We start from the raw sequence: 26,455 nt of genomic DNA on the forward strand, positions 1-26,455 counted from the left end.
GGGGGCCGTCAGGTCCGCGCGATCGTCCCCAGGACCCGATCCAGGGCGTCGAGTGCCTCGTCCAGTTCGGCGGTGGTGACCGTCAGCGGCGGCCGGAACCGGATGCCGCGCTGCCCGGTGCCGATCATCAGCACGTGCTCGTCGACCCGCAGGTGGGTGAGCACGGCGTCGCGCACCGCCGGTGTGGGCAGGGTGAACGCACACATCAGGCCGCGCCCTCGGGGCTCGCCGACCAGCCGGTGGCGGACGGCGAGCTGCTTCAGCCCGGACAGCAGATGTGCCCCGGTCATCCGCGCTCGGTCGACGAGCCGGTCCCGCTCGATCACCTCGAGAATGCGCCGGGCACGGACCATGTCGGTCAGGTTGCCGCCCCAGGTGGAGTTCAGGCGCGACGAGACCGCGAAGACGTTGTCGGGGATCTCGTCGATCCGGCCGCCGGCCATGATGCCGCAGACCTGGGTCTTCTTCCCGAAGGCGACGATGTCGGGGGTGACGCCGAACTGCTGGTACGCCCATGTGCTTCCGGTCAGCCCGACGCCGGTCTGCACCTCGTCGAAGATCAGCAGCGCATCGTGCCGGCGGCACAGTTCGGCCATGGCCTGGAAGAACTCGGGCCGGAAGTGGTGGTCGCCGCCCTCGCCCTGGATGGGTTCGGCGATGAAACACGCGATGTCGTGCGGGTTCTCGGCGAACGCCCGGTGCGCCTGCTGCAGTGCGTGCGCCTCGGCGGCCTCGACGTCGCGGTCGGCGGCCAGGTAGGGCGCGTCGATGCGCGGCCAGCGGAACTTGGGGTACCGGGCCGTCTTCACCGGGTCCGTGTTGGTGAGGGACATCGTGTAACCGGTGCGGCCGTGGAACGCCTCGGAGAGGTGGAGAACGCTGCCCCCGAGGTCGGAGCCGAGTCCGCGAGCCTCGTTGAGCCGGCTCTTCCAGTCGAAGGCCGCCTTGAGTGCGTTCTCCACCGCGAGTCCGCCACCGTCGACGAAGAACAGGTGCGGCAGGGCCGGGTCGCCGAGCACCCGGGCGAAGGTGTCGACGAACCGGGCCATCGCCACGGTGTAGATGTCGGAGTTGCTCGGCTTGTTCGCGGCGGCCGCGGCGAGTTCGGTGGTGAACGCCGGGTCGTCGACGATGTCGGGGTGGTTCATCCCGAGCGCGGAGGACGCGAAGAACCCGAACATGTCGAGGTAGGCCGTGCCGTCCCGTTGGTCGACGAGCCGCACCCCCCGTGATCGGTCGAGGTCGAGGACGAGATCGAACCCGTCCACCAGCAGATGTTCGCGCAGAACGGCATGTACCCGGCTCGGGGGCAGCTCGCGGGCACCGTCCGGGTGTCGGAATGCAGTGCTCATGCCACGAGGGTACGTCAAATTTCTCCCCTCGACGGTCACATGCCGGAAGATCGATCCACAGCCACGCTATCGTTCGTAAAATGTTTGGAGGATGACCGTGCTGCGGGTGGCTACATTCGCCGTCGCGCGGATCTCCTGGAGGAGTTGTTCGAGTGCCCGCGGTGAGGCGACGCGCACGAGCAGGATGTAGCTCTCGTCCCCGGCCACGGAGTGGCAGGATTCGATGGCGTCGATGTGCCGCAACCGCGCCGGCGCGTCGTCCGGCTGGGACGGGTCGAGAGGAGTGATCGCGACGAACGCCGACAGCATCAGCCCGAGCGCCTCGGGATCTACCTTCGCCGTGTATCCGCGGATCACGTGCCGGGCTTCGAGGCGGCGGACCCGGGACTGCACCGCGGAGATCGACAACCCGGCCTTCTCGGCGAGCGTGGCCAGCGTCGCCCGGCCGTCCACCACCAGTTCGCGCATGAGCAGCCGGTCGATCTCGTCCAGGGACTCCTTCGAGTTTTCCGCCATCAGCGCAGGCTAACCGACCCGGAAAGGACATCGACGATGAATCCGACTGGCAATCTCCACGATCGCGCCGTGGCCGCGCTGCGCCGCTGCGGGGCGGGCGCGCCCGCGCTCGACGGCCCGCACCCGGTCACCAGCCCGATCGACGGTTCGGAGCTCGCGCGCCTGCACCCGGCACGCGCGGAGGATGTCGATGCCGCGGTCACCGCGGCGAGCACGGCCTTCGAACGCTGGCGGCAGGTTCCTGCGCCGGTGCGAGGACGGCTGGTCCGCAGGCTCGGGGAACTGCTCGGCGAGCACAAGTCCGATCTCGCCGAACTCGTCACGCTCGAGGCCGGGAAGATCCCTTCCGAGGCGCTCGGCGAGGTGCAGGAGATGATCGACATCTGCGAATTCGCGGTGGGCCTCGCGCGCCAACTCTACGGCCACACCATGCCGTCGGAGCGACCCGGCCACCGCCTGATGGAAACGTGGCATCCGCTGGGGGTGGTCGCGGTGATCTCGGCGTTCAACTTCCCCGTCGCCGTGTGGTCCTGGAACACCGCGATCGCGCTGGTGTGCGGCGATCCGGTGGTGTGGAAGCCGTCGGAGAAGACGCCGCTCACCGCGTCGGCCTGCCACGCCCTGCTCGAACGGGCCGCACGCGACGTGGGCGCCCCCGGCGGCCTGCACCACGTCCTCGTCGGCGACGCCGCCGTCGGTGAGGCGCTGGTCGACGACCCCCGCGTCGCGCTGGTCAGCGCAACGGGCTCGATCCGGATGGGCCGCATCGTCGCGCCCCGGGTGGCGGCGCGGTTCGGGCGCTGCCTGCTCGAACTCGGCGGCAACAACGGTGCGATCGTCGGCCCTTCCGCCGACCTCGACCTCGCCGTGCGGGCCGTGGTGTTCGCCGCGGCCGGCACCACCGGTCAGCGTTGCACCACCCTGCGACGGCTCATCGCCCATCGTTCGGTCGTCGACGAACTGACCGAGCGGATCGCCAAGGCGTATTCGGGACTGCGGGTGGGTGATCCGTTCGGCGAGGGGGTGCTCGTGGGCCCGCTGATCGACGGCCGTGCCCACGCCGCGATGCGGGCGGCGCTCGAGCGCGCCGAGCTCGACGGCGGCATTCTCGTCACGGGCGGCGATCCGGTCGAGGTCCCCGGCGACGGGGTGTACGTCCGGCCCGCGGTCGTGCGGATGCCGGCGCAGACGGACGTGGTGCGCGAGGAGACGTTCGCTCCGATCCTCTACGTGCTGACCTACGACGACTTCGACGAGGCGATCGCCCTGCACAACGGGGTGCCCCAAGGGCTGTCGTCGTCGATCTTCACCACCGACCAGCGTGAGGCCGAGCGTTTCCTCGCCGCCTCGGACTGCGGCATCGCCAACGTCAACATCGGCACCTCCGGCGCCGAGATCGGGGGCGCGTTCGGCGGCGAGAAGGAGACCGGCGGCGGACGCGAGTCGGGTTCGGACTCGTGGAAGGCGTACATGCGCCGCGCCACGAACACCGTCAACTTCTCCGGCGATCTCCCCCTGGCGCAGGGCGTGGAGTTCGGTTGAGCGACAAGTTGGTTCCGTATCGGCTGTGGGGGTGCCGACCGGACCGGTTCGACACCGAGATCGAGGGCGAGTTCGCCTGGACCGAGCACATCGTGCGGACCCTCGGTGCGGCGTTCGACCCAGCCGGCGCCGAGATCCGCAGGGACGTGTCCCTGCTGCCGGAGACGCACGGCGTGAGCGTGCGCGCGGACGGGCTGACGGTCGGGATCCTCGGCGACGGCGACGCGCTGCGCTACGGGCCGGTGCTGCGCCGCGTCGTCGCCGGCGGGTACCTGCCGACCGTGCCGGGCCGCATCTGGGCCGCGGACGCGGGCACCTACAACGACGACCCCGGCCGCAGCGGGCGCATCATCGCGCGCGTCACGGTCAGCCTCGGCGCCCCGGCCAGGCTGGTGCCCCGCAACGATCCGCCGGACGTGCCCTACACGCTGCTGCCCTCGGGTCGCACCCTGCAGGTCACCGGGGAGGAACAGCACTTCGACCTGCTGCACCCCTACGCCGACCCGCCCGGCAAGTACGCCCTGCTCGTCACCCTGCACGAGGCGGACGGCGCGCTGGTGGAGGTGCGGGTGGACGATCGACCGTGCGGGTATCTCGGCCGGCGGTCCAGCGCGCGTCTGCTGCCGATCGTGACGCACCTGTCCGGGCGGGGGCTGCGCACCGCCGCACGGGCCGCGGTGAGCGGATCCCGGCTGGCCGCCGAGGTGACGGTGTCGGTGACCCCGGCCGACGAGATCGACGAGCGCGTCCTCGACGGGCCGCCGGTGACGGTGCCACGGCTGGCGCCCGGACCGGTCGCCGACCCGCCCGACCCGGTGCTGCCGATGCGCCGGTACCACGGGTGGGGCGGGCAGATCGTCGTGCAGGGCGACCGGCTGTGGATCCTGCGGGAGGGTCCCGTGGCACGAGCTCTGGGACCGGTTCCGTTGACGCCCAGAAGGATCCGGTTGCGGGACGTGAGCGACGTGCAGTTCCGTCCGGCGCTGCCGCAGACCGACGGCATGCTCCGGATCGTGACGGGCAGCGGGCGGGACGGTGCGCCGGCGCCGACGGATCCCGACACCGTGGTGTTCCACCACCCCGATCGGCAGCGGTTCCAGGCGCTGGCCGACTGGCTGCGGCACGTCGCCGCCGTGAACGCCGGACCGCCGTCGTGAGGGACACCCCTCAGGGCCGCCGCAGCAGCTCGGCCTCTCCCGGTTCGACGACGATCGTGGCCGGCGCGCTCTGCCCGTAGTACCGGGTACGCAGGAACCAGCTCCGCGCGTGCGACAGCTCCGAGCGCCATCCGCCCAGGTAGTACTTCCGCCCGAAACGGGCCGTGACGGCCGCGGGCGGCGCCCCCGGCCGCACGGTGGCCCGGCCGCGCAACCGCAGGACCGGTCCGCGCTCGCCGTCGTCGAGCAGCACGACGACGTCGGGATTCGCGGCGGCGTTGCGCGCCGCCACGGTGTCGCGCCCGGTGCCGAAGTACAGCCGGCCGTCGACCTGCACGAACCACAGGGGCGCCAGGGCCGCCGCGCCCTTCGGTGAGCGGGTCGCCAGGCGCGCGACGCGGGCGCGGTCGAGGAAGTCGCGCACGACGGCGTCGTCGGCCTTCACGAGTCCCGCTCCTCGTGCAGGGTCGCGTAGTCCCACGCGGTGGCGCGTCGGGGCGTGAAGACGAACCAGGCGAGGTCCTCCCGACCGTCGGGGGCGTCCGCCGGCGTCAGGCGTCCGCGCCAGTTCACCGCCCGCAGCTCGAACCAGAATTCGCCGTCGTCGAGCAGGACGGTGACCCGATCGAGTCCGGCCGACGGCGGCACCGATTCCCGCGGCACACCGACCCACAACCGGCCGTCGCGCCGCCGGACCCGCGCGGGCAGCGCGGTGACCGACCCGGCCTCGTCGAAGGCGACCGCCGCGCGACCGTGCCCGATCAGCCAGTCGGCAAGCGGTTCCGGTTCGACACGCTGGGTGATCCGCCCCATGTCGACAGACGATACCGTCGGATCATCCGCGACGGCCAGGCTCGCGCGGGGCCGGCCGGATCCGGACGGGTTCGGGCACGGTGACGGTCTCGTTGTCGGGCAACGGCTCTCCCCGCCGGCGCCCGACGTCGGCGACGGTGTCGACGTCCGCGAGTGGCGCCGCCCCCTGCCGCGCGACGGTCTCGTCGTAGAGTTCGAACCACGGGAAGCCGCGCGCCGTGTAGTCGCTCGCGGCCGGGGGCCGGGTCGGTGGATCCTGGTCCGTGATCGCGCGCCACTGCTCGCTGTTCACCAGGTGCACCTCGACCACGGAGCGGTGGTCGAGATCCCACGCGTCGTGCGACTCGACCGGGGTGGCGACGCCCTGGTCGACGGATCCGCCGGCACCGAGTCCCATCGCCGGGGCCGGCGCGAAGGCGGGCAGCGGGCGCCGGGCGTCGAATCCGGCGCGCTCCTCCCATCGCTGCGCCCGCATGGGGCGGGCCGCGACGCGGATCCCGCCCCGCGCCGGCCCGGACCGCAGTTGCTCCTCGAGGCTGTAGCCGGACCCGAGCGGCATCGCGACGAACTGGCGCACCCGGCCGTGCGCCACGACGTAGCCGTCGAGCCACGGTTGCGCCGGCACCTCGAGATAGTCCTCGCGTCCGAAGTCCGGCTCCGGCGACCAGGGTTCGCCGGTGAGCGCGTCGACGTCCCCGGCGCCGACCTTGACCAGGAACGGGTACCGGGACTCGAACCCGAGCCAGCACGCCTCCGCCTGCCACATCGGCATCACGAGGCCGCCGTGGGATCGCCACGAAGACGGCAGCGCGGCCTCGTCGAGTTCGGCGACGGTCCGCAGCGGGAACCGGCCCAGGCCGGGCGGCAACGGATAGGTGTTGCCGTCGTCCGGCACCCGCAGGGTGCGGTGGAAGGAGACGGCCATGCGGGCGGCGGGATGCACCTCCGGGAACTCGAACACCAGGCGGTCCTTCTCGAGAGCGAGCGCCACGTCGTCCTCCCGTCCGCGTGTTGCGGTGCCGTGCACGTGCGGGTGAGGGTACGCCCGGCCGGGCGGTCCGGTCGAGCGACGGCACCGCGGGCGCGCGACTCACGTGACCCGGGCCACAGCTGTGGTAGACCAGGGAACATGTTTCCTGGGAACTTCGTCGCCACGACGCCCGACAAGCCCGCTATCGTGCGGCCCGCCACCGGGGAGTCGCTCACCTACCGGCAGCTCGACGAGAACTCCGTCCGCCTCGCGAAGTACCTGCGCGCCGCGGGCCTCGAGCCGGGCGATCACATCGCGCTGATCTCCGACAACGACCTGCGGGTCATGGAGGTCTACTGGGCGGCGCTGCGGTCCGGCCTGTACATCACGGTGGTGAACTGGCATCTGACCCCGTCCGAGGCCGCGTACGTGGTGAACGACTGCGGTGCGAAGGTGCTCGTCGCCTCGGCCGGTGCGGCCACCGCGATCGACACCGGCACCGAGGCCTACCCGAACGTGGACCGACGGCTCGTGTACGGCGGTGTGCTGCCCGGCTTCGACGACTACTCCGAGGCACTCGCGGCGTTCGACACCTCGCCCCTCGAGTCGCAGCCGCGTGGCCAGGACATGCTGTACTCGTCCGGAACGACCGGACGGCCCAAGGGCATCGAGCCGAAGTTGCCCGAGGGCCAGGTGCAGGACGTTCCGGATCCCTACACGGCGGTGTTCGCGCCGATGTACGGATTCGACGCCGACACCGTCTACCTGTGCCCCGCTCCCCTCTATCATGCTGCCCCCCTGCGCTTCTGCGGCACCATCCAGTCGGTCGGGGGCACCGTGATCCTCATGGACCGGTTCGAGCCCGAGGAGGCACTCACCCTGATCGACCGATACCGGGTCACGCACAGCCAGTGGGTCCCGACGATGTTCGTGCGGATGCTCAAGCTTCCCGAGGAGGTGCGCGGCAGGTACGACGTGTCGAGCCTGAAGGTCGCCATCCATGCGGCGGCACCGTGCCCGCCGGAGATCAAGCGCGCGATGATCGAGTGGTGGGGTCCGGTCGTGTACGAGTACTACGCCTCCACCGAGGGTGCCGGCGCCACGTTCATCGACTCGCAGCAGGCGCTCGCGCATCCCGGGTCGGTCGGGCGCGACGGGGTCATGGGAATCGTCCACATCTGCGACGACGAGGGCCGCGAACTACCCACCGGCGCGGTCGGCACCGTGTGGTGGGAACGGGACGAGCATCCGTTCCGGTACCACAACGATCCCGAGAAGACCCGCCAGGCCACCCATCCCGACCATCCGACGTGGACCACGAGCGGCGACATCGGATACCTCGACGAGGAGCGCTACCTGTACCTCACCGACAGGGCGGCGTTCACCATCATCTCCGGCGGCGTGAACATCTATCCGCAGGAGTCGGAGAACGTGCTCACCCTGCATCCCAAGGTGTACGACGTCGCCGTGATCGGGGTCCCCAACGAGGAGATGGGCGAGGAGGTCAAGGCCGTCGTCCAGCTCGCCGACGGCGTCGAGCCCGGGCCCGAGGTCGAGCGCGAGCTCCTCGACTTCGTCCGCGAGCGCGTCTCCCACTTCAAGGCGCCGCGCAGCATCGACTTCTCCGACGACCTGCCGCGCACGCCCACCGGCAAACTCGTCAAGCACAAGCTGCGTGCCCGCTACCTCACCCCGGCAGGCTGACCGTGCCCGCCGATCTCGCCGAACTCGCCGACCAGCTCCCGGACGGCGCGCTGATCACCGATCCGGACCTGCTCGCCGGGTACCGGCAGGACTGGGCCCGCGACCCGGACGCGGCGGTGCCGCGCGCGGTCGTGCGGGCCACCCGCACGGCGGACGTGCAGGCCACACTGAGGTGGGCGAGCACGCACCGGGTGCCGGTGGTGCCGCGTGGCGCGGGCACCAGCCTGTCCGGCGGGGCGGGCGGCGTCCCGGGCGGGATCGTGCTGAGCACCGAGCGGATGCGGGCGGTCGCCGTGGACCCGGTCACCCGCACGGCGGTCGTCCAGCCGGGACTGCTCAACGCCGAGGTCAAGCGGGCCGCGGCCGAGCACGGGCTGTGGTATCCGCCCGACCCGTCGTCGTTCGAGATGTGCACCATCGGGGGCAACGCGGCGACCAACGCCGGTGGGCTGTGCTGCGTGAAGTACGGCGTCACCACGGACTACGTGCTCGGACTCGAGGTGGTGCTCGCCGACGGCACCGCGGTGCGGCTCGGCGGACCGCGCGTCAAGGACGTGGCGGGGCTGTCGCTGACCAAGCTGTTCGTCGGCAGCGAGGGCACCCTCGGCGTCATCACCGAGGTGACGCTGCGGCTCCTCCCGCCGCAGCCGCCGGCGTCGACGATGGTCGCCACGTTCGGCTCGGTCCAGGCCGCGGCCGACGCGGTGCTGGCCGTCACGGCGACGTTGCGCCCGGCGATGCTCGAGTTCATGGACCGTGCCTCGATCAACGCGGTCGAGGACGCGCTGCACATGGGGCTGGACCGCACCACCGAGGCGATGCTCATCGCCCGGTCCGACGCGCCCGGTACGGCGTCGGCGCAGGAGATCGCGACGATGGTGAAGGCGTGCGAGGACGCCGGCGCCGACGAGGTGTTCTCGACCGACGACCCCGAGGAGGGCGAGGCGTTCGCGGCGGCGCGGCGGATGGCCATCCCGGCGGTCGAACGGACCGGCAGCCTGCTGCTCGAGGATGTCGGCGTTCCCCTGCCGGCACTGCCGGCACTCGTCGGGGGCGTCGCCGAGATCGCCGAGCGCAATGCGGTGACGGTGGCGGTGATCGCGCACGCCGGGGACGGCAACACCCATCCGCTGATCGTGTACGACCCCACCGACGCCGACCAGACGGCGCGGGCGCACCTGGCGTTCGGGCAGATCATGGACCTGGCGATCGCGCTGGGCGGCACCATCACCGGCGAGCACGGGGTGGGCCGGCTGAAGAAGGCGTGGTTGCCGGATCAGGTGGGTCCCGACGTGATGGACCTGACCCGGCGGATCAAGGCGGCACTCGACCCGGACTCGATTCTCAATCCGGGCGTCATCCTCTGAAACAAGATCGAGTACGGTGACCGCGTGCACGAGGACCAGATCCAGTGAACGCCCGTACGCCCTTGTCCCCGGCGGGTCTGCCGCTGCGCGACACCCGCTACCGGACGTTCGAGCAGTACCCGGAGTTCACCGCGGCGACGACGTGGCTGCGCGACTACGTCCGCGCCGCGATACCCAACCCGCGGATGAGTGAACGCGAGTACTGGTCGGTGGTGTGCCTGCCGCCGCGCGACGGCTCCACCGAACCGCTCGTGAGCGTGCACGTCGGCGCGATCGAGGCCGCGGGGTTGTACGTCGAGGCTCCGGCCGCGCAGGCACGCCGGCTCGGCGGACGGGTCAGCGTCGCCGTCGACGACCTCGAGGCGACGGCCGGCACGAGCGTGGAAGTGCTCGCGGCAACGCATTCGGAGCTGCGGTTCCGGCTCGACGGACCCATCGTGTCGATCGGCTGGTCCGGCGAGCCGGCCAGCCGTGCGCAGTTCGCCGCGATGCCGTGGGAGCCGGCCGCTGCCGCACTCGTCGGCCGCGTGATGCGTACCGGCAGGTGCCGCTGGGCGTCGCACCACTGCGCCCAGCTGGCGCGGTTCGCGCTGGCCGACTGACGCCGGGTACCCGGGTCCGGAACCCGCGAGGTGCCCGCGGTGTCGTACCGGCGGTGCACCATGGAACGGTGACCGATGTCCTGAGCCGATTCTCCGAGCCCACCCGGCAGTGGTTCGCGGGCGCGTTCGAGGCCCCGACCGCCGCGCAGCTCGGGGCCTGGGAGTCGATCTCGACCGGCGCGCACACCCTGGTGGTGGCCCCGACCGGGTCGGGCAAGACGCTCTCGGCGTTCCTGTGGTCGCTCGACCGCCTCGCGGCCACCCCGGCCGGGCACCCCGGCACGCGGGTGCTCTACGTCTCCCCGCTCAAGGCCCTCGCGGTGGACGTGGAACGGAACCTGCGCTCGCCGCTGGTCGGCATCACCCAGACCGCGCGCCGGCTCGGCCTCGAGCCGCCGGAGATCACCGTCGGCGTGCGTTCGGGCGACACGTCGGCGACCGACCGGCGCGCCCTGATCCGCACCCCGCCGGACATCCTCATCACCACCCCCGAGTCCCTGTTCCTCATGCTCACCTCCGCGGCGCGCGAGACGCTCGCCGGGGTGGAGACCGTCATCGTCGACGAGGTGCACGCCGTCGCCGGCACGAAACGCGGCTCCCACCTTGCGCTTTCGCTCGAACGGCTCGACGTGCTGCTCGGGCGGCCCGCGCAGCGGATCGGCCTTTCGGCGACGGTGCGCCCGCACGAGGAGGTGGGCCGGTTCCTCGCCGGGGCGGCGCCGATCCGCATCGTCGCCCCGCCGTCGGCCAAGACGTGGGATCTGACGGTGCGGGTGCCCGTCGAGGACATGACCGAACTGGGCGTACAGCCGGAACTGTCGGACGACGGGATGCCCGCGGTCCCGCAGGCCGGGTCGATCTGGCCGCACGTCGAGGAGCAGATCGTCGACCTCATCGTCGCGCACCGTTCCACCATCGTGTTCGCCAACTCCCGCCGCCTCGCCGAGCGGTTGACGGCCCGGCTCAACGAGATCCACGCCGAACGCGAGGGCGAGGCGGTGGACCACCGGCCGCGGCCCCCGGCGCAGCTCGGGGCGCCCACCGAGGTCGCGTTCGGCGCACAACCGCTGCTGGCGCGGGCCCACCACGACTCGGTGAGCAAGGACCAGCGGGCCCTGATCGAGGACGACCTCAAATCCGGGCGGCTGCGCTGCGTCGTCGCGACCTCGAGCCTCGAACTCGGCATCGACATGGGCGCGGTCGACCTGGTGATCCAGGTCTCGGCGCCCCCGTCGGTGGCGAGCGGCCTGCAGCGCGTCGGACGGGCGGGCCATCAGGTCGGCGAGGTCTCCCGCGGGGTGCTGTTCCCCAAGCACCGCACCGACCTGGTGCACTGCGCGGTCACGGTCGAACGGATGGTGGGCGGGCACATCGAGGCTCTGCAGGTCCCGGCCAACCCGTTGGACGTGCTCGCACAGCAGACCGTCGCCGCGGTCGCGCTCGAGCCGGTCGACGTGGACGAGTGGTTCGACACGGTTCGGCGCAGCGGGTCCTTCGCGACGCTGCCGCGCTCGGCGTACGAGTCGACGCTGGACCTGCTGGCCGGGCGCTATCCGTCGGACGAGTTCACCGAGCTGCGGCCCCGGGTGGTGTGGGATCGCACCGCCGGCACTCTCACCGGCCGGCCCGGCGCGCAGCGGCTGGCCGTCACCTCGGGCGGCACGATCCCCGACCGCGGCCTGTTCACCGTGTACATGGTCGGCGAGAAGGCCACGCGCGTCGGGGAACTCGACGAGGAGATGGTGTACGAGTCCCGGGTGGGCGACGTGTTCGCGCTCGGCGCGACGAGCTGGCGCATCGAGGAGATCACCTTCGACCGGGTGCTGGTCTCCCCCGCCTACGGACAGCCCGGCCGGTTGCCGTTCTGGCACGGCGACGGGGTCGGCCGCCCGGCCGAACTCGGCGCCGCCCTGGGGGCGTTCGTGCGCGAACTCGGGCACGCCGATCCGGAGGACGCCGCCGCCCGGTGCCGTCGCGGCGGCCTGGACGACAACGCGACCGCGAACCTGACCCGGCTGCTCGAGGAGCAGCGCACCGCCACCGGGCAGCTGCCCACCGACCGCACCCTGGTGGTCGAGCGATTCCGCGACGAACTCGGCGACTGGCGCCTGGTGCTGCACTCCCCGTACGGGATGCGGGTGCATGCACCGTGGGCACTCGCCGTGGGCGCGCGACTGCTCGACCGGTACGGCGTCGAGGCCGCACCCACGGCGTCGGACGACGGCATCATCGTCCGGCTCCCGGACACCGAGGACGCCCCGCCCGGGGCGGAGGTCTTCGCCTTCGACACCGACGAGATCGAGGACCTCGTCACCGAGCAGGTCGGCGGCTCGGCACTGTTCGCGTCCCGCTTCCGGGAGTGCGCGGCGCGCGCATTGCTGCTGCCCCGCCGCAATCCCGGCAAGCGGGCGCCGCTGTGGCAGCAGCGTCAGCGGTCGGCCCAGCTGCTCGACGTGGCGCGTCGCTACCCCACCTTCCCGATCCTGCTCGAGACGGTGCGGGAATGCCTCCAGGACGTCTACGACCTGCCTGCGCTGCGGAACCTGCTCGGCCGTGTCGCCCGGCGGCAGGTCCGGATCGTGGAGGTCGAGACGGCCACCGCGTCGCCGTTCGCGACCTCGCTGCTGTTCGACTACGTCGGCGCGTTCATGTACGAAGGCGACAGTCCCCTGGCCGAGCGGCGCGCCGCGGCCCTGTCCCTGGACTCGACCCTGCTCGCCGAACTGCTCGGCCGGGTGGAGCTGCGCGAGTTGCTCGACGCCGACGTCATCGCCCGGGCCGAGCTCGAGCTGCAGCACCTCGCCCCCGACCGCAGAGCCCGCGACGCCGAGGGTGTCGCGGACCTGCTCCGGTTGCTCGGCCCCCTCACCGACGCCGAAATCGCCGAGCGCACCACCGCCGATCCGGCCGCCTGGCTCGACGAACTCGACGCACAGCGCCGGGTGCTGAAGGTGTCCTTCGCCGGCCGGGAGCGGTGGTCGGCCATCGAGGACGCCTCACGTCTCCGGGACGCCCTCGGGGTCCCGTTGCCGATCGGCGTGCCGACGGCGTTCGTCGAGCCGGTGCCCGATCCGCTGGGCGACCTGATCGGCCGGTACGCCCGCACCCACGGCCCGTTCACCGCGGCGGAGGCGGCGGCCGGATTCGGACTCGGCACCGCGGTGGTGCAGGACGTGCTGCATCGGCTGGCTGCCGAGAAACGGGTCAGCGCAGGAGAGTTCCGCCCCGGCGCGACGGGCGCGGAGTGGTGCGACACCGAGGTACTGCGGCGGCTGCGCCGACGGTCGCTCGCTGCGGCACGACAGGAGGTCGAACCCGTCGGGACCGCCACCCTCGGCCGGTTCCTGCCGGCGTGGCAGCACGTGGGCGGCGGCCTGCGCGGAGTGGACGGAGTGGCCACGGTCGTCGAGCAGCTGGCCGGGGTGCCGGTGCCGGCGAGCGCACTCGAGCCGCTGATCCTCGCCCCCCGGGTGCGGGACTACTCCCCGACGATGCTCGACGAACTCACCACGACGGGCGAAGTCGTGTGGGCCGGCTCGGGGCAGATCTCCGGCAAGGACGGCTGGGTCTCGCTGCACCTGGCCGACACTGCTCCGCTGACCCTCGCACCGGCAGCCGAGATCGACAGGACCGACGTCCATCACGGCATCCTGGACACGCTCGCGGGCGGCGGGGCGTACTTCTTCCGCCAGCTCACCGACGCCCTGGGCACCACGGACGCGGAAACCTCCTCGGCTCTCTGGGATCTCGTGTGGGCCGGACTCGTCTCGGGCGACGCGCCGGCCGCGTTGCGCGCCCTCGTCGGCGACACCTCACGCGCCACCCCCGCGCATCGCACGCCCCGGCGGGCCCCGCGCGCCCGGATGTACCGCGGACGTCCGGCACTGCCGAGCCGAAGCGGGCCCCCGACGGTCGGCGGCCGGTGGTCGCTGCTGCCCGAACGGGAAACCGACCCGACGGTGCGCACCCACGCCACCGCGGACCTGCTGCTCGAGCGCTACGGCGTGGTCACCCGCGGCGCGGTCGTCGCCGAGGGCGTGCCGGGCGGCTTCGCGTTGATGTACAAGGTGCTGAGCCGGTTCGAGGAGACCGGTCGGTGCCGGCGCGGCTACTTCGTCGACACGCTCGGCGGTGCCCAGTTCTCGACGCCGGAGGTCGTGGACCGGTTGCGGTCCTACGGCGAATCGCTCGAGGGCCGCCACACCGACACCCCGGCGGTGACCCTGGCCGCCTGCGACCCGGCGAATCCGTACGGTGCGGCCCTGCCGTGGCCCAAGTCGGCCGCCCCCGAGGACTCGCCGCGGCACCGTCCCGGCCGCAAGGCCGGCGGACTCGTCGTACTCGTCGACGGCGAACTGGGACTGTTCGTCGAACGCGGCGGCCGCACGGTGCTGACGTTCAGCGACGACCCGGGAACTCTCCGCGGCGCGTGCACGTCGCTGGCCGGGACGGTCAAGGGCGGGGGCCTGGACACTCTCGTCGTCGAGAAGGTCGACGGCAGTTCCATCCACGGCCACTCGTTCGCCGAGTTCCTCGCCGAGGCCGGCTTCTCGGCCACCCCGCGCGGCTTCCGGTTGAGGGCCTGATGCCCGAGGGCGACACCGTCTTCCGGGCGGCCACTCTCCTGCGCGGCGCACTGGCGGGAAAGCCGTTGACGCGCTGCGATATCCGCGTGCCCCGGTACGCGACGGTCGACCTCACCGGCACCGTGGTCGAGGAGGTGCTCGCGCGCGGCAAGCACCTGCTGATCCGCGCCGGTGCACACACCGTCCACACCCACCTGAAGATGGAGGGAGTGTGGGACGTCCACCCACCCGGGACGCGCTGGCGCCGTCAGGGATACCACGCGAGGATCGTGCTGGCGGTCGCGGACGCCGAGGCCGTCGGCTTCGATCTCGGCACCGTCGAGGTCCTGGACCGCGACCGCGAGGCGGAGGCCGTGGGACACCTGGGCCCGGATCTGCTCGGGCCGGACTGGGACCCGGCCGTCGCGGCGGCGAACCTGGCGCGCGACCCGGGCCGCCCCGTCGGTCTGGCGCTGCTCGATCAACGGGTGATGGCCGGGGTGGGCAACGTGTACCGGTGCGAACTGTGCTTCCTGCGGGGCGTACACCCGGCGACTCCGGTTGCGGACGCGGGAGATCCGGCCGCCTGGGTCGATCTGGCGCACCGGCTGCTGATGTTCAATCGGGACCGTGTCAGCCGGATCACCACCGGCGACCGCCGGCCCGGCCGGGGCACATGGGTGTACGGGCGCGCGGGCAAGCCGTGCCGCCGGTGCGGCACGGTGATCCGCACCGGGATGCTGGGGTCGGCCGGGGACCCGGACCGCAAGATCGACTGGTGCCCGCACTGTCAGCCGCGGAGCGAGGACGGGTGAGTCGCCCCCGCTCCGCCGGCCGAGCCGGCGCGGCGACCGCGCGGTCGGCTCAGTGGTTGCGCCTCAGTGGTTGCGCCTCAGTGGTTGCGCAGAGCGTCGATGAGCTCGCTCTTGCGCTTGGACGAGTAACCCGACATCCCGAGTTCCTTCGCCCTCTTCTTCAACTCGTCGACCGTCCAATCCTCGTAGGACCCCGACTTGCCGCCCTTGTGCCCGACGGAGGAACGGCCACGATTCGCGGCCGCGTTCGAGATTCGGGCGGCCTTCTCCTTGGAGGCGCCGTCGTCACGTAGTTCCTGATAGAGCTTCTCGTCCTTGATCGACGACCTGGGCATGATGCCCCTCCTTTCGTCGAGCGTGCTGTCGTGGTGCGGATACCCCTCCGGCCGGGGCCGTACACCTCCGGCCTGGACCAGCAGGCTCACACAGTGCCGCACCAACCGCTCCGGCGCCACCGTGACGGTGCCGTCCAGGTAGCCGATGAACAGGCTCGTCAGTGCCCCGACCAACCCCACGGCCACCAGGTGCCGCTCGTCGCGATCGGCGATCGCGGTGAGCTGCTGCCGGACGAGCGTCACGAATGCGGGAGCGAGATCGAGGCCCTGCCCGCCGAGGGCCGGTTCCCGCAGCGGGCCGAGCAGCAGCACCCGGCCCACGGCCGGGCGGTCCACGATCAGCTCGACGAAGGCCCGGACCGCCGCCCCGGGAACGTCCCGCGGCTGCGGGACCGTGCCGACCGCGCCCTCCAGCACTGCGCGCACGTGTTCCCCGACCGCCGCATACACGGCGCGCACGAACGCGTCCCGGTCGTCGAAGCTCTCGTAGAAGTACCGTTCGGTCAGTCCGGCCGCCCGGCACACGGCGCGTACGTTGACCGCCGGTCCGTCGGGCGCGCCGAGCAGATCGATGCCCGCCGACAGCAGCGCGTCGCGGCGTGCCCGCCGGCGTTCCGCCATGTCGGTGCCGCCCCAGCGCCGTCGCACCCTCTCCACCACCGCGATCCCGTCGTCGACCGTCTGCGACGTCGGATCCTACGCGCCGGGCCGGCCGCGACGGATGCACGCGGTTGCCGTCTCGGTACGCTCCCCGGTCTGTCACCCTGGTCGGCATGGACTCCGATGCCAACGCACTCCTGCACGGCCCGTTGTTCTCCCGGCGCATGCCGCTCGACCGCGGCAACGCCGCCAGTCGCATCAGCGCCTACATCTACGGCAACGTGCTGGTGCTCGCGGCCCTCGTGCCGATCGTCACCGGGCCGAAGTACGTCGGCATCGCGATCGTGCTCGGCACGGCACTGTCGACGTTCGTCGCCCACGTGTTCGCCGAGGCGGTCGGGCACACCGTGCGCCAGGGCACCCCGTTGACCCGGGCGGAGAAGCTCGCCGAACTGCGCAACTCCGTGCCGATCCTGAGTTCGGCGGTGCTGCCGTGCGTGATCCTGGGAATCGGCTGGCTGGGTTGGCTCGAACCGCGCACCGCCCAGTTGCTCGCCGAGGTCGCCGTGCTGGCACGGATCGGGGGGATCGTCTTCGTCATCGGTCGCCTCAAGGGGGAGCGGCCGGGCCGGACCTCGCTGGTCAGTGCCGTCGCGCTCACCACGGTGGCCGCGACCGTGGTGCTCGTCAAGGTCGTCCTGACCCACTGACACGTCGACCCACCGACGTCGGCGTCCTCGACGGCCGGGCCGCCGTCGCGCCGAGGGCGTCTCAGGCGCCGGTGGGCACCGGTTCGAGGATCTCCGCGCGCGCCTCCGGGGCAGCCGCCCGCAGCGCGTCGGCGGACTCGTCGTCGGGCCGGCTCTGCGATTCGATCTCGGCGTCGACCCTCGCCCGGTAGGTCGCGATCTCCTGCTCCACCGTCGCGGCGTCCCAGCCCAGGACGGGTGCCACCAGGCGGGCGGTCTGCTCGGCGCAGTGCACGCCGCGGTGCGGGTACTCGATGGAGATGCGGGTGCGGCGCGCGAGGATGTCCTCGAGGTGCAGCGCGCCCTCCGCGGCCGCCGCGTACACGACCTCCACCTGCAGGTACTGGGGGGCGTCGGTGAGCGGTTCGAGCAACTCGGGACGGTCGGCCGCCGCCTCGAGCACCTCGTCGATCAGCGACCCGTACCGGTCGAGCAGATGCTTGATCCGGTACGGATGCAGGCCGTACCGCTCGGCGAGCTGCATCGTCTGGTTCACGAGCGCGAAGTAGCCGTCGGCCCCCGCCAGCGGCACCCGTTCGGTGATGGACGGGGCGATGCGGGCGGGGATGTCCTCGGCCGCCAGGTCGACGGCATCCTCGGCCATCACCCGGTAGGTGGTGTACTTGCCGCCGGCGATCGCGACGAGACCGGGCGCGACCCGGGCGACGGCGTGCTCGCGCGAGAGCTTCGACGTCTCGTCGCTCTCCCCCGCCAGCAACGGCCGCAGTCCCGCGTACACGCCGTCGATGTCGCCGTGGGTGAGCGGGACGACCAGGACCCGGTTCACGTGGTCGAGGATGTAGTCGATGTCGGCCTTCGTCGCGGCGGGGTGGGCGAGGTCGAGATTCCAGTCGGTGTCGGTGGTGCCGATGATCCAGTGGCTGCCCCACGGGATCACGAACAGCACGGACTTCTCGGTGCGCAGGATGATCGCCGAGTCGCTGACGATCCGGTCGCGCGGCACCACGATGTGCACGCCTTTCGAGGCGCGCACCCGGAACCGGCCGCGCTGCCGGGACAGGGCCTGGATCTCGTCGGTCCACACCCCCGTGGCGTTGATCACCACGTGCGCCCTCACCTCGGTGACCGAGCCGTCCTCCGAGTCGCGCACCCGTACACCGGAGACCCGGTCGGCCTCGCGCAGGAACCCGACCACCTGGGTCGACGTGCGTACGACGGCGCCGTAGTGGGCGGCGGTGCGAGCCACCGTCATGGTGTGGCGGGCGTCGTCGACGACGGTGTCGTAGTACCGGATCCCGCCCACGAGCGAGTTGCGTTTGAGCCCGGGTGCCATGCGCAGCGCGCCGGACCGGGTCAGATGCTTCTGCGCGGGCACGGATTTGGCGCCGCCCATCCGGTCGTAGAGGAAGATGCCCGCAGCGACGTACGGGCGCTCCCACCCGCGGTGGGTGAGGGGGAAGAGGAACTTCAGCGGCTTGACCAGATGCGGGGCCAGCGTCGACAGCGACAGTTCGCGCTCGCGCAGCGCCTCACGGACGAGGCCGAACTCGAGCTGCTCGAGATAGCGCAGCCCGCCGTGGAACATCTTCGACGAGCGGCTCGACGTGCCCGAGGCGAAGTCCCGCGCCTCCACCAGTGCGACCCGCAGCCCGCGGGTGGCGGCGTCCAGGGCGGCGCCGGCGCCGACGACACCGCCGCCGACGACCACCACGTCGAAGTGCTCCGAGCCGAGTCGTCGCCATGCGTCACGGCGCTGTTGCGGCCCGAGGACCTGGACGCCTGGTTGGTTGGTCACCGCATTGCTCCCGTGAGTCGCCGACGTTTCCGCACTCAGGGTAGTAGGTTCGTCCGCAGACTGCCGTCCCGAACCACACGCCCGGAGAGGTTGCCGTGACCCGATACATCGCCGCGATCGATCAGGGGACCACGTCGAGTCGCTGCATCATCTTCGACCACGACGGTCGCATCGTGGCCTGGGCCCAGACCGAGCACGAACAGATCCTTCCCCGCGCCGGCTGGGTGGAACACGATCCGGAAACACTGTGGATCAACACTCGCGAGGTCGCCGCCCTGGCCCTGGCGAAGGCGGATCTCACGCGCGCCGACATCGCCGCGATCGGGATCACCAACCAGCGTGAGACCACGGTGGTGTGGGAACGCTCCACGGGCCGGCCCGTCCACAACGCGATCGTGTGGCAGGACACCCGCACCGATCGCCTCGTCGAGCAGCTCGCCGGGGACGCGGGCGTGGACCGGTATCGCGACGCCACGGGCCTGCCGCTGTCGACGTACTTCGCGGGCCCGAAGGTGCGGTGGATCCTCGACAACGTCGAGGGCGCCCGGGAGCAGGCGGAGGCCGGCGAACTCGCGTTCGGGACGGTGGACAGCTGGATCCTGTGGAATCTCACCGGCGGCACCGGCGCGGGCAACCGGCAGCCGGGGGTGCACCTCACCGACGTCACCAACGCCTCGCGCACGATGCTCATGAATCTCGAGACGCTGCAATGGGATCCGGACATCTGTGCGGATTTCGGCATTCCGATGTCGATGCTGCCGGAGATCCGGAGTTCGTCCGAGATCTACGGATACGCCCGCGACCGCGGACCGCTGGCCGGCGTCCCGGTGGCCGGCATCCTCGGAGACCAGCAGGCCGCGACGTTCGGCCAGGCATGCCTGTCGCCGGGTGAGGCCAAGAACACCTACGGGACCGGCAACTTCCTGCTTCTCAACACCGGGACGACGCCGGTGCGCAGCGAGCACGGGCTGCTGACCACCGTCTGCTACCGCGTCGGCGACGCCCCGGCGGTGTACGCCCTCGAGGGTTCGATCGCCGTCACGGGCTCGCTCGTGCAGTGGATGCGCGACAATCTGGGGCTCGTCCGCACGGCCGCGGAGATCGAGGACCTCGCCGCGACCGTCCCCGACAACGGCGGTGCCTACTTCGTACCGGCGTTCTCGGGACTGTTCGCACCGCGATGGCGACCCGATGCGCGCGGGGTGATCGCCGGTCTCACCCGCTTCGTCAACCGGGGGCACCTGGCGCGGGCCGCACTCGAGGCGACCGCCTACCAGACCCGTGAGGTCATCGAGGCGATGCACGCCGACTCCGGTGTCGAACTGCACACGCTGAAGGTGGACGGCGGGATGGTCGTCAACGAGACCCTGATGCAGTTCCAGTCGGACATCCTCGGCGCCCCCGTGGTCCGCCCCGTGGTCTCCGAGACCACCGCGCTCGGCGCGGCGTACGCGGCGGGCCTGGCGGTCGGCTTCTGGGAGGGTGAGGACGACATCCGCCACAACTGGGCGGCCGGCCGCACCTGGGAACCGAAGATGGACGCCGCCGAGCGGGAACGGCTCTACGCCGAGTGGAACCGGGCGGTCGAACGGACCTACGGCTGGGCCTGAGTCGGTCGATCCGGTGGGGCGAGGCCGGCGCGGGAGCCTCGGCGCGCCGGCCTCGGGGACCCCTCATCCCGGAACGTGGTCACCGGGGACGGGGTGCAGCACCCGCGTACGCATCGCATCGGGAGCGACGTCGCGCGGGTCGGCGAGGTAGTACTCCCGGAACGGCCCCTCGGCCGCGAGACCGCGCTCGTCGAGCCACCCGAACAGTGCGTGGTAGGCGACCGGGAGCAGCGCGACCGGACCGACGAAGTCCACGCCCGCGAACGCCCCGCCCGGCAGCGTCGTCGTGGCAGTTTCCGCACGTCCGGGCGGGGACCGCAACTCGAGACCGACGCCGAACTGCACCACGCCGTCGAGGGTGGCCGGGTACTGCCCCACCACCGGCGCGTCGGTGGGCAGCCCGGCGCTCGACGCCTCGGTCAGCAGCGCCGTCACGAGATTCGTCACATCCGAATCGAGAGATTCGGCGGTCGATTCCCCACTGCGCCACAAGACCGTTCGATCCTCGACCCGGTGCCGGCGCACGGAGAGTCCGCCGGCTTCGGCCTCGGCGAGCGACGCGACGAGGGCGAGCGCGCGGCGCTTACGGTCGGCCTCGCGCTCGATCCGTTCCCGCTCCGCGGCGAGGACGGCCTCGGTGTGTCCGGGGTCCTGCAGGAGGAGACGGATCGCGGGGACGGACACCTCGGCTCGGCGCAACACCGCGATGCGCAGAGCCGAGGCGAGTTGCTCCCGCGAGTAGTACCGGTATCCGGTACGCGGATCGACCCGGCCTGGAGCGAGCAGCCGTTCGCGGTCGTAGTGGCGCAGCGTCCTGACGCTCAGCCGCGACATCCGCGCGAACTCGCCGATGCTCAGCCAGCCGTCGGCCGGGCTCACCCGGTCACCACCGCCCCGCTTCCGGCAACCTCCGGCGCGTACGGGATCACCGTGATCACGTCGACGAGCAGGCCGTCGGGATCGACGGTCATGAAGTGCCGCTGCCCGAAGTCCTCGTCGCGCAGGTCCGACGCGACCGGGAGTGCGAGGTCGCCGGCGCGCGCATACACGGCGTCCACGTCGTCGACCTCCACCGAGATCAGCACGCCGGCGGGAGCGGAGAGATGGGCTCGGGGAATCGTCTCGTGGCCGCGTGCCACGAGACCGAGCTGCACGGTCTCGTCGGTCGCCGCCTGCAACTGGACATACCAGCCGCTGTCGAAAACCACACGCAGACCGAGCAGCCCGGCATAGAAGTCGCGGCTGCGGGCGACGTCGTGAGCGGGGACCACGGGGAAGATGCTGTTCGTTCGCATGCCTCCACCGTCGACCCTCCCCCAGCGAGAGAGTCAAGAACGTCGACGCCGACCATCCCGCTCAGTCCAGATGATCGTCGTGCCGCATCAGCTGACGCGCCGCCTCGGTGATCGACCCGGTCAGCGACGGATAGACCGAGAAGGTGTGGGCGAGGTCGTCGACGCTGAGATTGTTCTGCACCGCGATCGCGATGGGCAGGATCAGCTCCGAGGCGGTGGGGGCGACCACCACGCCACCGATCACGACGCCGGTGGCGGGACGGCAGAAGATCTTCACGAAACCACGGCGCAGCCCCGCCATCTTCGCGCGGGGATTGGTGTGCAGCGGCAACATCACGGTGCGGGCCGGGACCTCACCCTTGTCGATCGCGGCCTGGCTCACGCCGACCGTGGCGATCTCGGGCCGGGTGAACACCGCGGAGGCGACGGTCTTGAGCCGGATCGGGCTGACCCCCTCGCCGAGGGCGTGGTACATCGCGATGCGGCCCTGCATCGCGGCCACCGATGCCAGCGGCAGCAGCCCGGTGCAGTCGCCGGCGGCGTAGATCCCCGAGACGGACGTGCGCGAGACCCGGTCGACCTGGATGTAGCCGCCCCGGTCGAGTTGCAGGCCGACCTTCTCCAGGCCGAGGCCGGCGGTGTTCGGCACCGAGCCCACCGTCATCAGCGCATGGCTGCCCTCGACGATGCGGCCGTCGGCCAGCTTGACCCGGATCCCGTCCCCGGTGCGCTCGACGGCGTCGGCACGGGCGTGCTTGACCAGGTTCACGCCCCGCTCGGCGAAGGCGTCCTCGAGCACGAGGGCGGCGTCCTCGTCCTCGTGCGGCAGCACCCGGTCGCGGCTCGAGACGAGCGTCACCTGGACGCCGACCTCCGTATAGGCGGAGACGAACTCGGCGCCGGTGACACCGGAGCCGACGACCACGAGGTGTTCGGGCAGCGCGTCGAGGTCGTAGAGCTGACGCCAGTTGAGGATGCGGTCACCGTCCGGCTCCGCGCCGGGCAGCACCCGCGGGCTCGCGCCGGTCGCGATGAGCACGACGTCGGCATCGAGGATCCGCTCCTCGCCCGTGAAGAGGTCGGCGCGCACCTGGTGCGCCGCCATTCCGACCTGGGTGTCGATGAGCTCGCCGCGGCCGCTGAGCAGCTGCACGCCGGCCGCCTCGAGCTTGGTGCGGATGTCCGCGGACTGCGCCCGGGCGAGGCTCTTGACACGGGTGTTGACCTCGGGCAGCGCCACCCCGGCGCTCTCGAGCCGCACGCCGAGGTCGGCAGCCCGGCGCATGTCGGTGCGGATGCCCGTGGACGCGATGAACGTCTTGGACGGTACGCAGTCGAAGAGCACGCAGGCGCCGCCGATCCCGTCCGAATCGATCAGTGACACGGCCGCGCCGTACTGGGCCGCCACCAGCGCCGCTTCGTAGCCCGCGGGGCCGCCGCCGATGATCACGATCCGGGTCATTGTTCTCCTCTGTATCGATTCCGAGATGGTCCTCGGTCCGGTGTGTGCGGGCGCCGGGGTTGCCGAACGTCCGCAGACACGCTATGTCACGGGCACCGTCCCGCGCACGCGGACGCCGCCACGAAGCGGCCGGCGCCCCGTGTCCTGCGCCGGACGGTCAGCCATTAGCCTGTACCCCGTGCCGATCTACGCCGCCTACGGCTCCAACATGCATCCCGAGCAGATGCTGCAGCGCTGCCCGCATTCGCCGATGGCCGGAACCGGCTGGCTCCACGGCTGGCGGCTGACCTTCAGCGGCGGCGACATCGGCTGGGAGGGCGCGCTCGCCACCGTCGTCGAGGATCCCGACTCGAAGGTGTTCGTCGTGCTCTACGACGTGCCCGACGAGGACGAACGCAGCCTCGACCGCTGGGAGGGCTCCGAACTCGGCATCCACCGCAAGATCCGGTTGCGGGTGGACACCGACGACGGGCCCGTGCTCGCCTGGCTGTACGTCCTCGACGCGTACGAGGGCGGCCTGCCGTCGGCGCGCTACCTGGGCGTGATGGCCGACGCCGCCGAGATCGCCGGAGCCCCCGCCGACTATGTGCGGGATCTGCGCACCCGCAACAGCCGCAACGTCGGGCCCGGCCGGCCCGACAGCTTCTAGGCCGTCTTCTCGGCCTCGGCCGGCCGAGCCGGGTAGAACGGCACCGGGACGCCGACCCGCAGCGTCACCGGATCCCCGGCCTGCACGTCGTGCGACGCGGCCCGGTGCGCCCGGATCGTCTGCCCGGCCCCGGTCACCCGCACCTCCGTCAGTGCGCCCCCGAAGGCGACGTCGAGCACGGTGAACTTCGACGGTTCGTCGGCCGCGGCGACCTGCACCTGTTCCGGGCGTACGAGCACGTGGCCCTTGCCGTGGGCCGGGGTCGCGAGGGGAACCGCACCGATCACCGTGTGCGCGCGGTCGCCGGCCGCATCGGCGTCGAGCACGACCGAATCCCCGACGAAGGCGCCCACCTCGAGCGTCGCGGGCCACCGGTAGACCTCCTCCGGCGTGCCCACCTGGGCGACACGCCCGCCGAGCATCACCGCGACCGTGTCCGCGATGGCCAGGGCCTCGGCCTGGTCGTGGGTGACGAGCACGGAGGCGACCTCCTGGTCCCGCAGCAGGGTGCGGACCTCGGTGCGCAGGCTGGACCGCAGCCCGGCGTCGAGAGCGCTGAACGGCTCGTCGAGCAGGACGACGGCCGGATTGGGCGCGAGCGCCCGGGCCAGCGCGATCCGCTGCTGCTGACCGCCGGACAGCTGGGAAGGCTTGCGCTGACCGGTGCCGGCCAGGCCGACCAGTTCCAGCAGTTCCTCCACGCGGCGCTGCCGCACGGCCTGCTGCCGCACCATCGACCGCCACGTCGGCTGCACGAGCCCGTAGCCGACGTTGCGTGCGACGCTCAGGTGCGGGAAGAGAGCGCCCTCCTGCGGGACCAGTCCCACCCCCCGGCGTTCCGGCGGCAGCGCCGTGAGGTCGCGCCCGTCCGCGACGACGCGTCCCGCGCTCGCCGGGTGCAGACCCGCGACCACCCGCAGCAGGGTGGTCTTGCCCCCGCCCGAGGGCCCGAGCACGGCCAGCAGCGCGCCTCGTTCCACCGTCAGCGAGACGTCGCTGACGACCTCCGTCCGCCCGTACCGGGCGCAGACGCCCTCGAGACAGAGCCCGCTCATTCCTCACCGCCACTTTCCGCATCGACCCGGCCGCGCAGCAACCGGCCCAGCACCAGGGACGGCAGCGCGGCGACGAGCACCAGGATCGCCGCGTACGGGGCCGCCGACCCGTACTCGAGGGTCTCGGTGTACTTCCACATCCGTGACGCCAGGGTGTCCTCCCCGATCGGCAGGAGCAACAACGTCGCCGGCAGTTCCTTCGCGATGGTGAGGAACGCCAGTGCCGTCCCCGCGACGACTCCGGGCGCGGCCAGCGGGATCATCACCCGGATGCCGGTCCGCATCCGTCCGCTGCCGAGGGTCGCGGACGCGTCCTCGAGGCCGAGCGGAATCGAGGCGACCGCCGCGCGGATCGAGCCGACGGCGAGCGGCAGGAACAACACCGCGTAGCCCATCACGAGCATCGGGGTGTGCTGGTACCACTGCGGCAGCAGTCGGATCCCGAAGAAGACCAGGGCCAGGCCCACGGTGATGCCGGGCAGCGCGAATCCGACGTAGGCGGCGCTCTCGGTGAACCGCGAGACCGGCGAGGTCGAACGCGCCGCCAGGATGCCGACCGGCAGGGCCAGCGCCGTGGTCAGCAGCGCACCGAGGGCCGCCACCCACAGGGTGTACGTCGTCGCCGTCCAGATCCCCGCCCAGTCGATCGCGGCCTGCTGCGAGAACCACAGCCAGCGCGCGAGTCCGGCGAGCGGCACGCCGACGCCGACCGTCAGCACGACGGCGAGGAACGCCAGGGCCGTCCACCGCTGCCGGCCCAGCGGCACGGGCGCGGCGGGCCGTGGGGCGCCGGAGCCGATGCGCGCGGTCGCCCCCCGGCGCACCCGGCGTTCGGAGACGGTCAGCGCGACGGCGAGCACGACGAGCACCAGGCCGAACACCGCCGCGGGGGTGCGGTCGAGCAACCCCCGGTAGCTGCCGTAGATGGCGAGGGTGAACGCTTCGTACCGCATCAGCGCGACGGCACCGAAGTCGCTGAGGGTGTACAGCGCCACCAGCAGGCCGCCGGCCGCCGCGGTGGGCCACACCTGTCGCAGGGTGACGGTGAGCGTGGTGCGCAGCCGGGACCGGCCGAGGGTGCGCGCCACCTCCTCGAGCCCCGGGTCGACCGAGGCCAGCGCGGCGGACACCGGCAGGTACACGTACGGGAAGCTCGCCGCGGTCAGGACCAGCGCAGCACCCGCGAAGCCCGCGAGTCCGGGGAACTGGGCGATGTACACGAACCCGGACACGTACGACGGGATGGCGAGGGGAACGCTCAGCGCGAGGGCGAACCACCGCCGGCCGGGCAGGTCGGTGCGTGCCGTGAGCCATGCGGCGGTGACGCCGACGACGAGGCAGGCCACGGTGACGGTGAGCGCGAGAATGCCGCTGCGCCACACCAGATCGAGGGTGCGCTGCCGGAACACCAGCGACCACACCCGGTCGGGGCCGTCGGCGAACGCGCGCATGACCAGGTGCGCCACGGGGGCGAGTGCGAAGACCGAGACACCCAGCGCGGCCAGCGTGAGAACGGGCCGGCTGCGCCGGGTGGGACGGAG

22 protein-coding genes and 1 pseudogene are annotated in these 26,455 nt (G+C 72.0%); 10 read left to right on the forward strand and 13 right to left on the reverse strand.

Annotated elements, in window-relative coordinates; genetic code table 11:
• Positions 1-8: 8 nt before the first annotated feature.
• Entirely contained in the window at positions 9-1,352 is a 1,344-nt protein-coding gene (lat, locus tag ACWPQI_RS15965; RefSeq protein ID WP_017679599.1) for an L-lysine 6-transaminase, read from the reverse strand.
• A gap of 66 nt (positions 1,353-1,418) precedes the next feature.
• Complete coding sequence (locus tag ACWPQI_RS15970; RefSeq protein WP_010594793.1) at positions 1,419-1,868, reverse strand: Lrp/AsnC family transcriptional regulator; 450 nt, start codon at positions 1,866-1,868, stop codon at positions 1,419-1,421.
• A gap of 36 nt (positions 1,869-1,904) precedes the next feature.
• On the opposite strand from ACWPQI_RS15970, the gene amaB reads away from it, so the two are divergent.
• Complete coding sequence (gene amaB, locus ACWPQI_RS15975; RefSeq protein ID WP_010594794.1) at positions 1,905-3,410, forward strand: L-piperidine-6-carboxylate dehydrogenase; 1,506 nt, start codon at positions 1,905-1,907, stop codon at positions 3,408-3,410.
• The gene (locus tag ACWPQI_RS15980) at positions 3,407-4,567 is read left to right on the forward strand and encodes a DUF4429 domain-containing protein (protein ID WP_010594795.1); all 1,161 of its coding nucleotides are present in this window, start codon (positions 3,407-3,409) and stop codon (positions 4,565-4,567) included. The genes amaB and ACWPQI_RS15980 overlap by 4 nt, the downstream gene beginning before the upstream one ends.
• Positions 4,568-4,577: 10 nt before the next feature.
• On the opposite strand, the gene ACWPQI_RS15985 is transcribed toward ACWPQI_RS15980, so the two are convergent.
• Genes ACWPQI_RS15985 through ACWPQI_RS15995 form a run of 3 tightly spaced genes read right to left on the reverse strand, consistent with a single transcriptional unit; the run spans position 4,578 to position 6,371 of the window.
• A complete protein-coding gene (locus ACWPQI_RS15985; protein WP_010594796.1) occupies positions 4,578-5,012 on the reverse strand; it encodes a pyridoxamine 5'-phosphate oxidase family protein in 435 nt (144 codons plus the stop codon).
• Entirely contained in the window at positions 5,009-5,380 is a 372-nt protein-coding gene (locus ACWPQI_RS15990; RefSeq protein ID WP_010594797.1) for a hypothetical protein, read from the reverse strand. The genes ACWPQI_RS15985 and ACWPQI_RS15990 overlap by 4 nt, the downstream gene beginning before the upstream one ends.
• Positions 5,381-5,402: 22 nt before the next feature.
• A complete protein-coding gene (locus ACWPQI_RS15995) occupies positions 5,403-6,371 on the reverse strand; it encodes a hypothetical protein (protein WP_010594798.1) in 969 nt (322 codons plus the stop codon).
• Between the two features lie 138 nt (positions 6,372-6,509).
• On the opposite strand from ACWPQI_RS15995, the gene ACWPQI_RS16000 reads away from it, so the two are divergent.
• The 5 genes from ACWPQI_RS16000 (at position 6,510) to ACWPQI_RS16020 (ending at position 15,403) form a co-directional block, all read left to right on the forward strand.
• Positions 6,510-8,054 (forward strand): AMP-binding protein, encoded by a 1,545-nt coding sequence (locus tag ACWPQI_RS16000; protein ID WP_342659532.1) that lies wholly within the window; start codon positions 6,510-6,512, stop codon positions 8,052-8,054.
• Positions 8,051-9,421, forward strand: coding sequence for an FAD-binding oxidoreductase (locus ACWPQI_RS16005; RefSeq protein ID WP_167522881.1), 1,371 nt, complete (start codon positions 8,051-8,053; stop codon positions 9,419-9,421). Before ACWPQI_RS16000 ends, ACWPQI_RS16005 begins: the two co-directional genes overlap by 4 nt.
• Before the next feature lie 44 nt (positions 9,422-9,465).
• Positions 9,466-10,023: a hypothetical protein gene (locus ACWPQI_RS16010; RefSeq protein WP_010594801.1), complete on the forward strand. Its 558-nt coding sequence runs from the start codon at positions 9,466-9,468 to the stop codon at positions 10,021-10,023.
• 68 nt (positions 10,024-10,091) lie between these two features.
• Positions 10,092-14,609, forward strand: coding sequence for an ATP-dependent helicase (locus tag ACWPQI_RS16015; RefSeq protein ID WP_474738391.1), 4,518 nt, complete (start codon positions 10,092-10,094; stop codon positions 14,607-14,609).
• A complete protein-coding gene (locus ACWPQI_RS16020; protein ID WP_010594803.1) occupies positions 14,609-15,403 on the forward strand; it encodes a DNA-formamidopyrimidine glycosylase family protein in 795 nt (264 codons plus the stop codon). The genes ACWPQI_RS16015 and ACWPQI_RS16020 overlap by 1 nt, the downstream gene beginning before the upstream one ends.
• Positions 15,404-15,480: 77 nt before the next feature.
• On the opposite strand, the gene ACWPQI_RS16025 is transcribed toward ACWPQI_RS16020, so the two are convergent.
• A complete protein-coding gene (locus ACWPQI_RS16025; RefSeq protein ID WP_003935700.1) occupies positions 15,481-15,738 on the reverse strand; it encodes a DUF7218 family protein in 258 nt (85 codons plus the stop codon).
• 69 nt (positions 15,739-15,807) lie between these two features.
• Positions 15,808-16,359 (reverse strand): annotated as a pseudogene (locus ACWPQI_RS16030) (TetR/AcrR family transcriptional regulator); the annotation flags it as partial.
• Positions 16,360-16,511: 152 nt separating this feature from the next.
• Here ACWPQI_RS16030 and ACWPQI_RS16035 point away from each other — a divergent pair.
• Positions 16,512-17,048: a hypothetical protein gene (locus ACWPQI_RS16035; protein WP_010594804.1), complete on the forward strand. Its 537-nt coding sequence runs from the start codon at positions 16,512-16,514 to the stop codon at positions 17,046-17,048.
• 61 nt (positions 17,049-17,109) lie between these two features.
• Here the strand turns inward: ACWPQI_RS16035 and glpD are convergent, their stop codons facing one another.
• Positions 17,110-18,843: a glycerol-3-phosphate dehydrogenase gene (gene glpD, locus ACWPQI_RS16040; protein ID WP_010594805.1), complete on the reverse strand. Its 1,734-nt coding sequence runs from the start codon at positions 18,841-18,843 to the stop codon at positions 17,110-17,112.
• A 95-nt stretch (positions 18,844-18,938) separates the two neighbouring features.
• Here glpD and glpK point away from each other — a divergent pair, with 95 nt between their 5' ends.
• Positions 18,939-20,453 (forward strand): glycerol kinase GlpK, encoded by a 1,515-nt coding sequence (glpK, locus tag ACWPQI_RS16045; RefSeq protein WP_010594806.1) that lies wholly within the window; start codon positions 18,939-18,941, stop codon positions 20,451-20,453.
• A 63-nt stretch (positions 20,454-20,516) separates the two neighbouring features.
• Here glpK and ACWPQI_RS16050 read toward each other — a convergent pair whose 3' ends face one another.
• From ACWPQI_RS16050 to ACWPQI_RS16060, 3 genes are all read right to left on the reverse strand, one after another.
• Positions 20,517-21,332 carry a MerR family transcriptional regulator gene (locus ACWPQI_RS16050; RefSeq protein WP_010594807.1) on the reverse strand — a complete coding sequence of 272 codons (816 nt, stop codon included), beginning with the start codon at positions 21,330-21,332 and terminating at the stop codon, positions 20,517-20,519.
• Positions 21,329-21,748, reverse strand: coding sequence for a VOC family protein (locus tag ACWPQI_RS16055; RefSeq protein ID WP_010594808.1), 420 nt, complete (start codon positions 21,746-21,748; stop codon positions 21,329-21,331). The genes ACWPQI_RS16050 and ACWPQI_RS16055 overlap by 4 nt, the downstream gene beginning before the upstream one ends.
• 61 nt (positions 21,749-21,809) lie before the next feature.
• Positions 21,810-23,210, reverse strand: a complete 1,401-nt coding sequence (locus tag ACWPQI_RS16060; protein WP_010594809.1) for an NAD(P)H-quinone dehydrogenase — start codon at positions 23,208-23,210, stop codon at positions 21,810-21,812.
• A 178-nt stretch (positions 23,211-23,388) separates the two neighbouring features.
• On the opposite strand from ACWPQI_RS16060, the gene ACWPQI_RS16065 reads away from it, so the two are divergent.
• Positions 23,389-23,859, forward strand: coding sequence for a gamma-glutamylcyclotransferase family protein (locus ACWPQI_RS16065; RefSeq protein ID WP_006939627.1), 471 nt, complete (start codon positions 23,389-23,391; stop codon positions 23,857-23,859).
• Here ACWPQI_RS16065 and ACWPQI_RS16070 read toward each other — a convergent pair.
• Both ACWPQI_RS16070 and ACWPQI_RS16075 read right to left on the reverse strand, forming a co-directional pair.
• Positions 23,856-24,914 carry an ABC transporter ATP-binding protein gene (locus tag ACWPQI_RS16070; protein ID WP_040272432.1) on the reverse strand — a complete coding sequence of 353 codons (1,059 nt, stop codon included), beginning with the start codon at positions 24,912-24,914 and terminating at the stop codon, positions 23,856-23,858. The two genes, ACWPQI_RS16065 and ACWPQI_RS16070, sit on opposite strands and share 4 nt — an antisense overlap.
• Positions 24,911-26,365, reverse strand: a complete 1,455-nt coding sequence (locus tag ACWPQI_RS16075) for an ABC transporter permease (protein ID WP_052455296.1) — start codon at positions 26,363-26,365, stop codon at positions 24,911-24,913. The genes ACWPQI_RS16070 and ACWPQI_RS16075 overlap by 4 nt, the downstream gene beginning before the upstream one ends.
• Positions 26,366-26,455: the final 90 nt, after the last annotated feature.

Source organism: Rhodococcus sp. LMD (genome assembly GCF_056108245.1).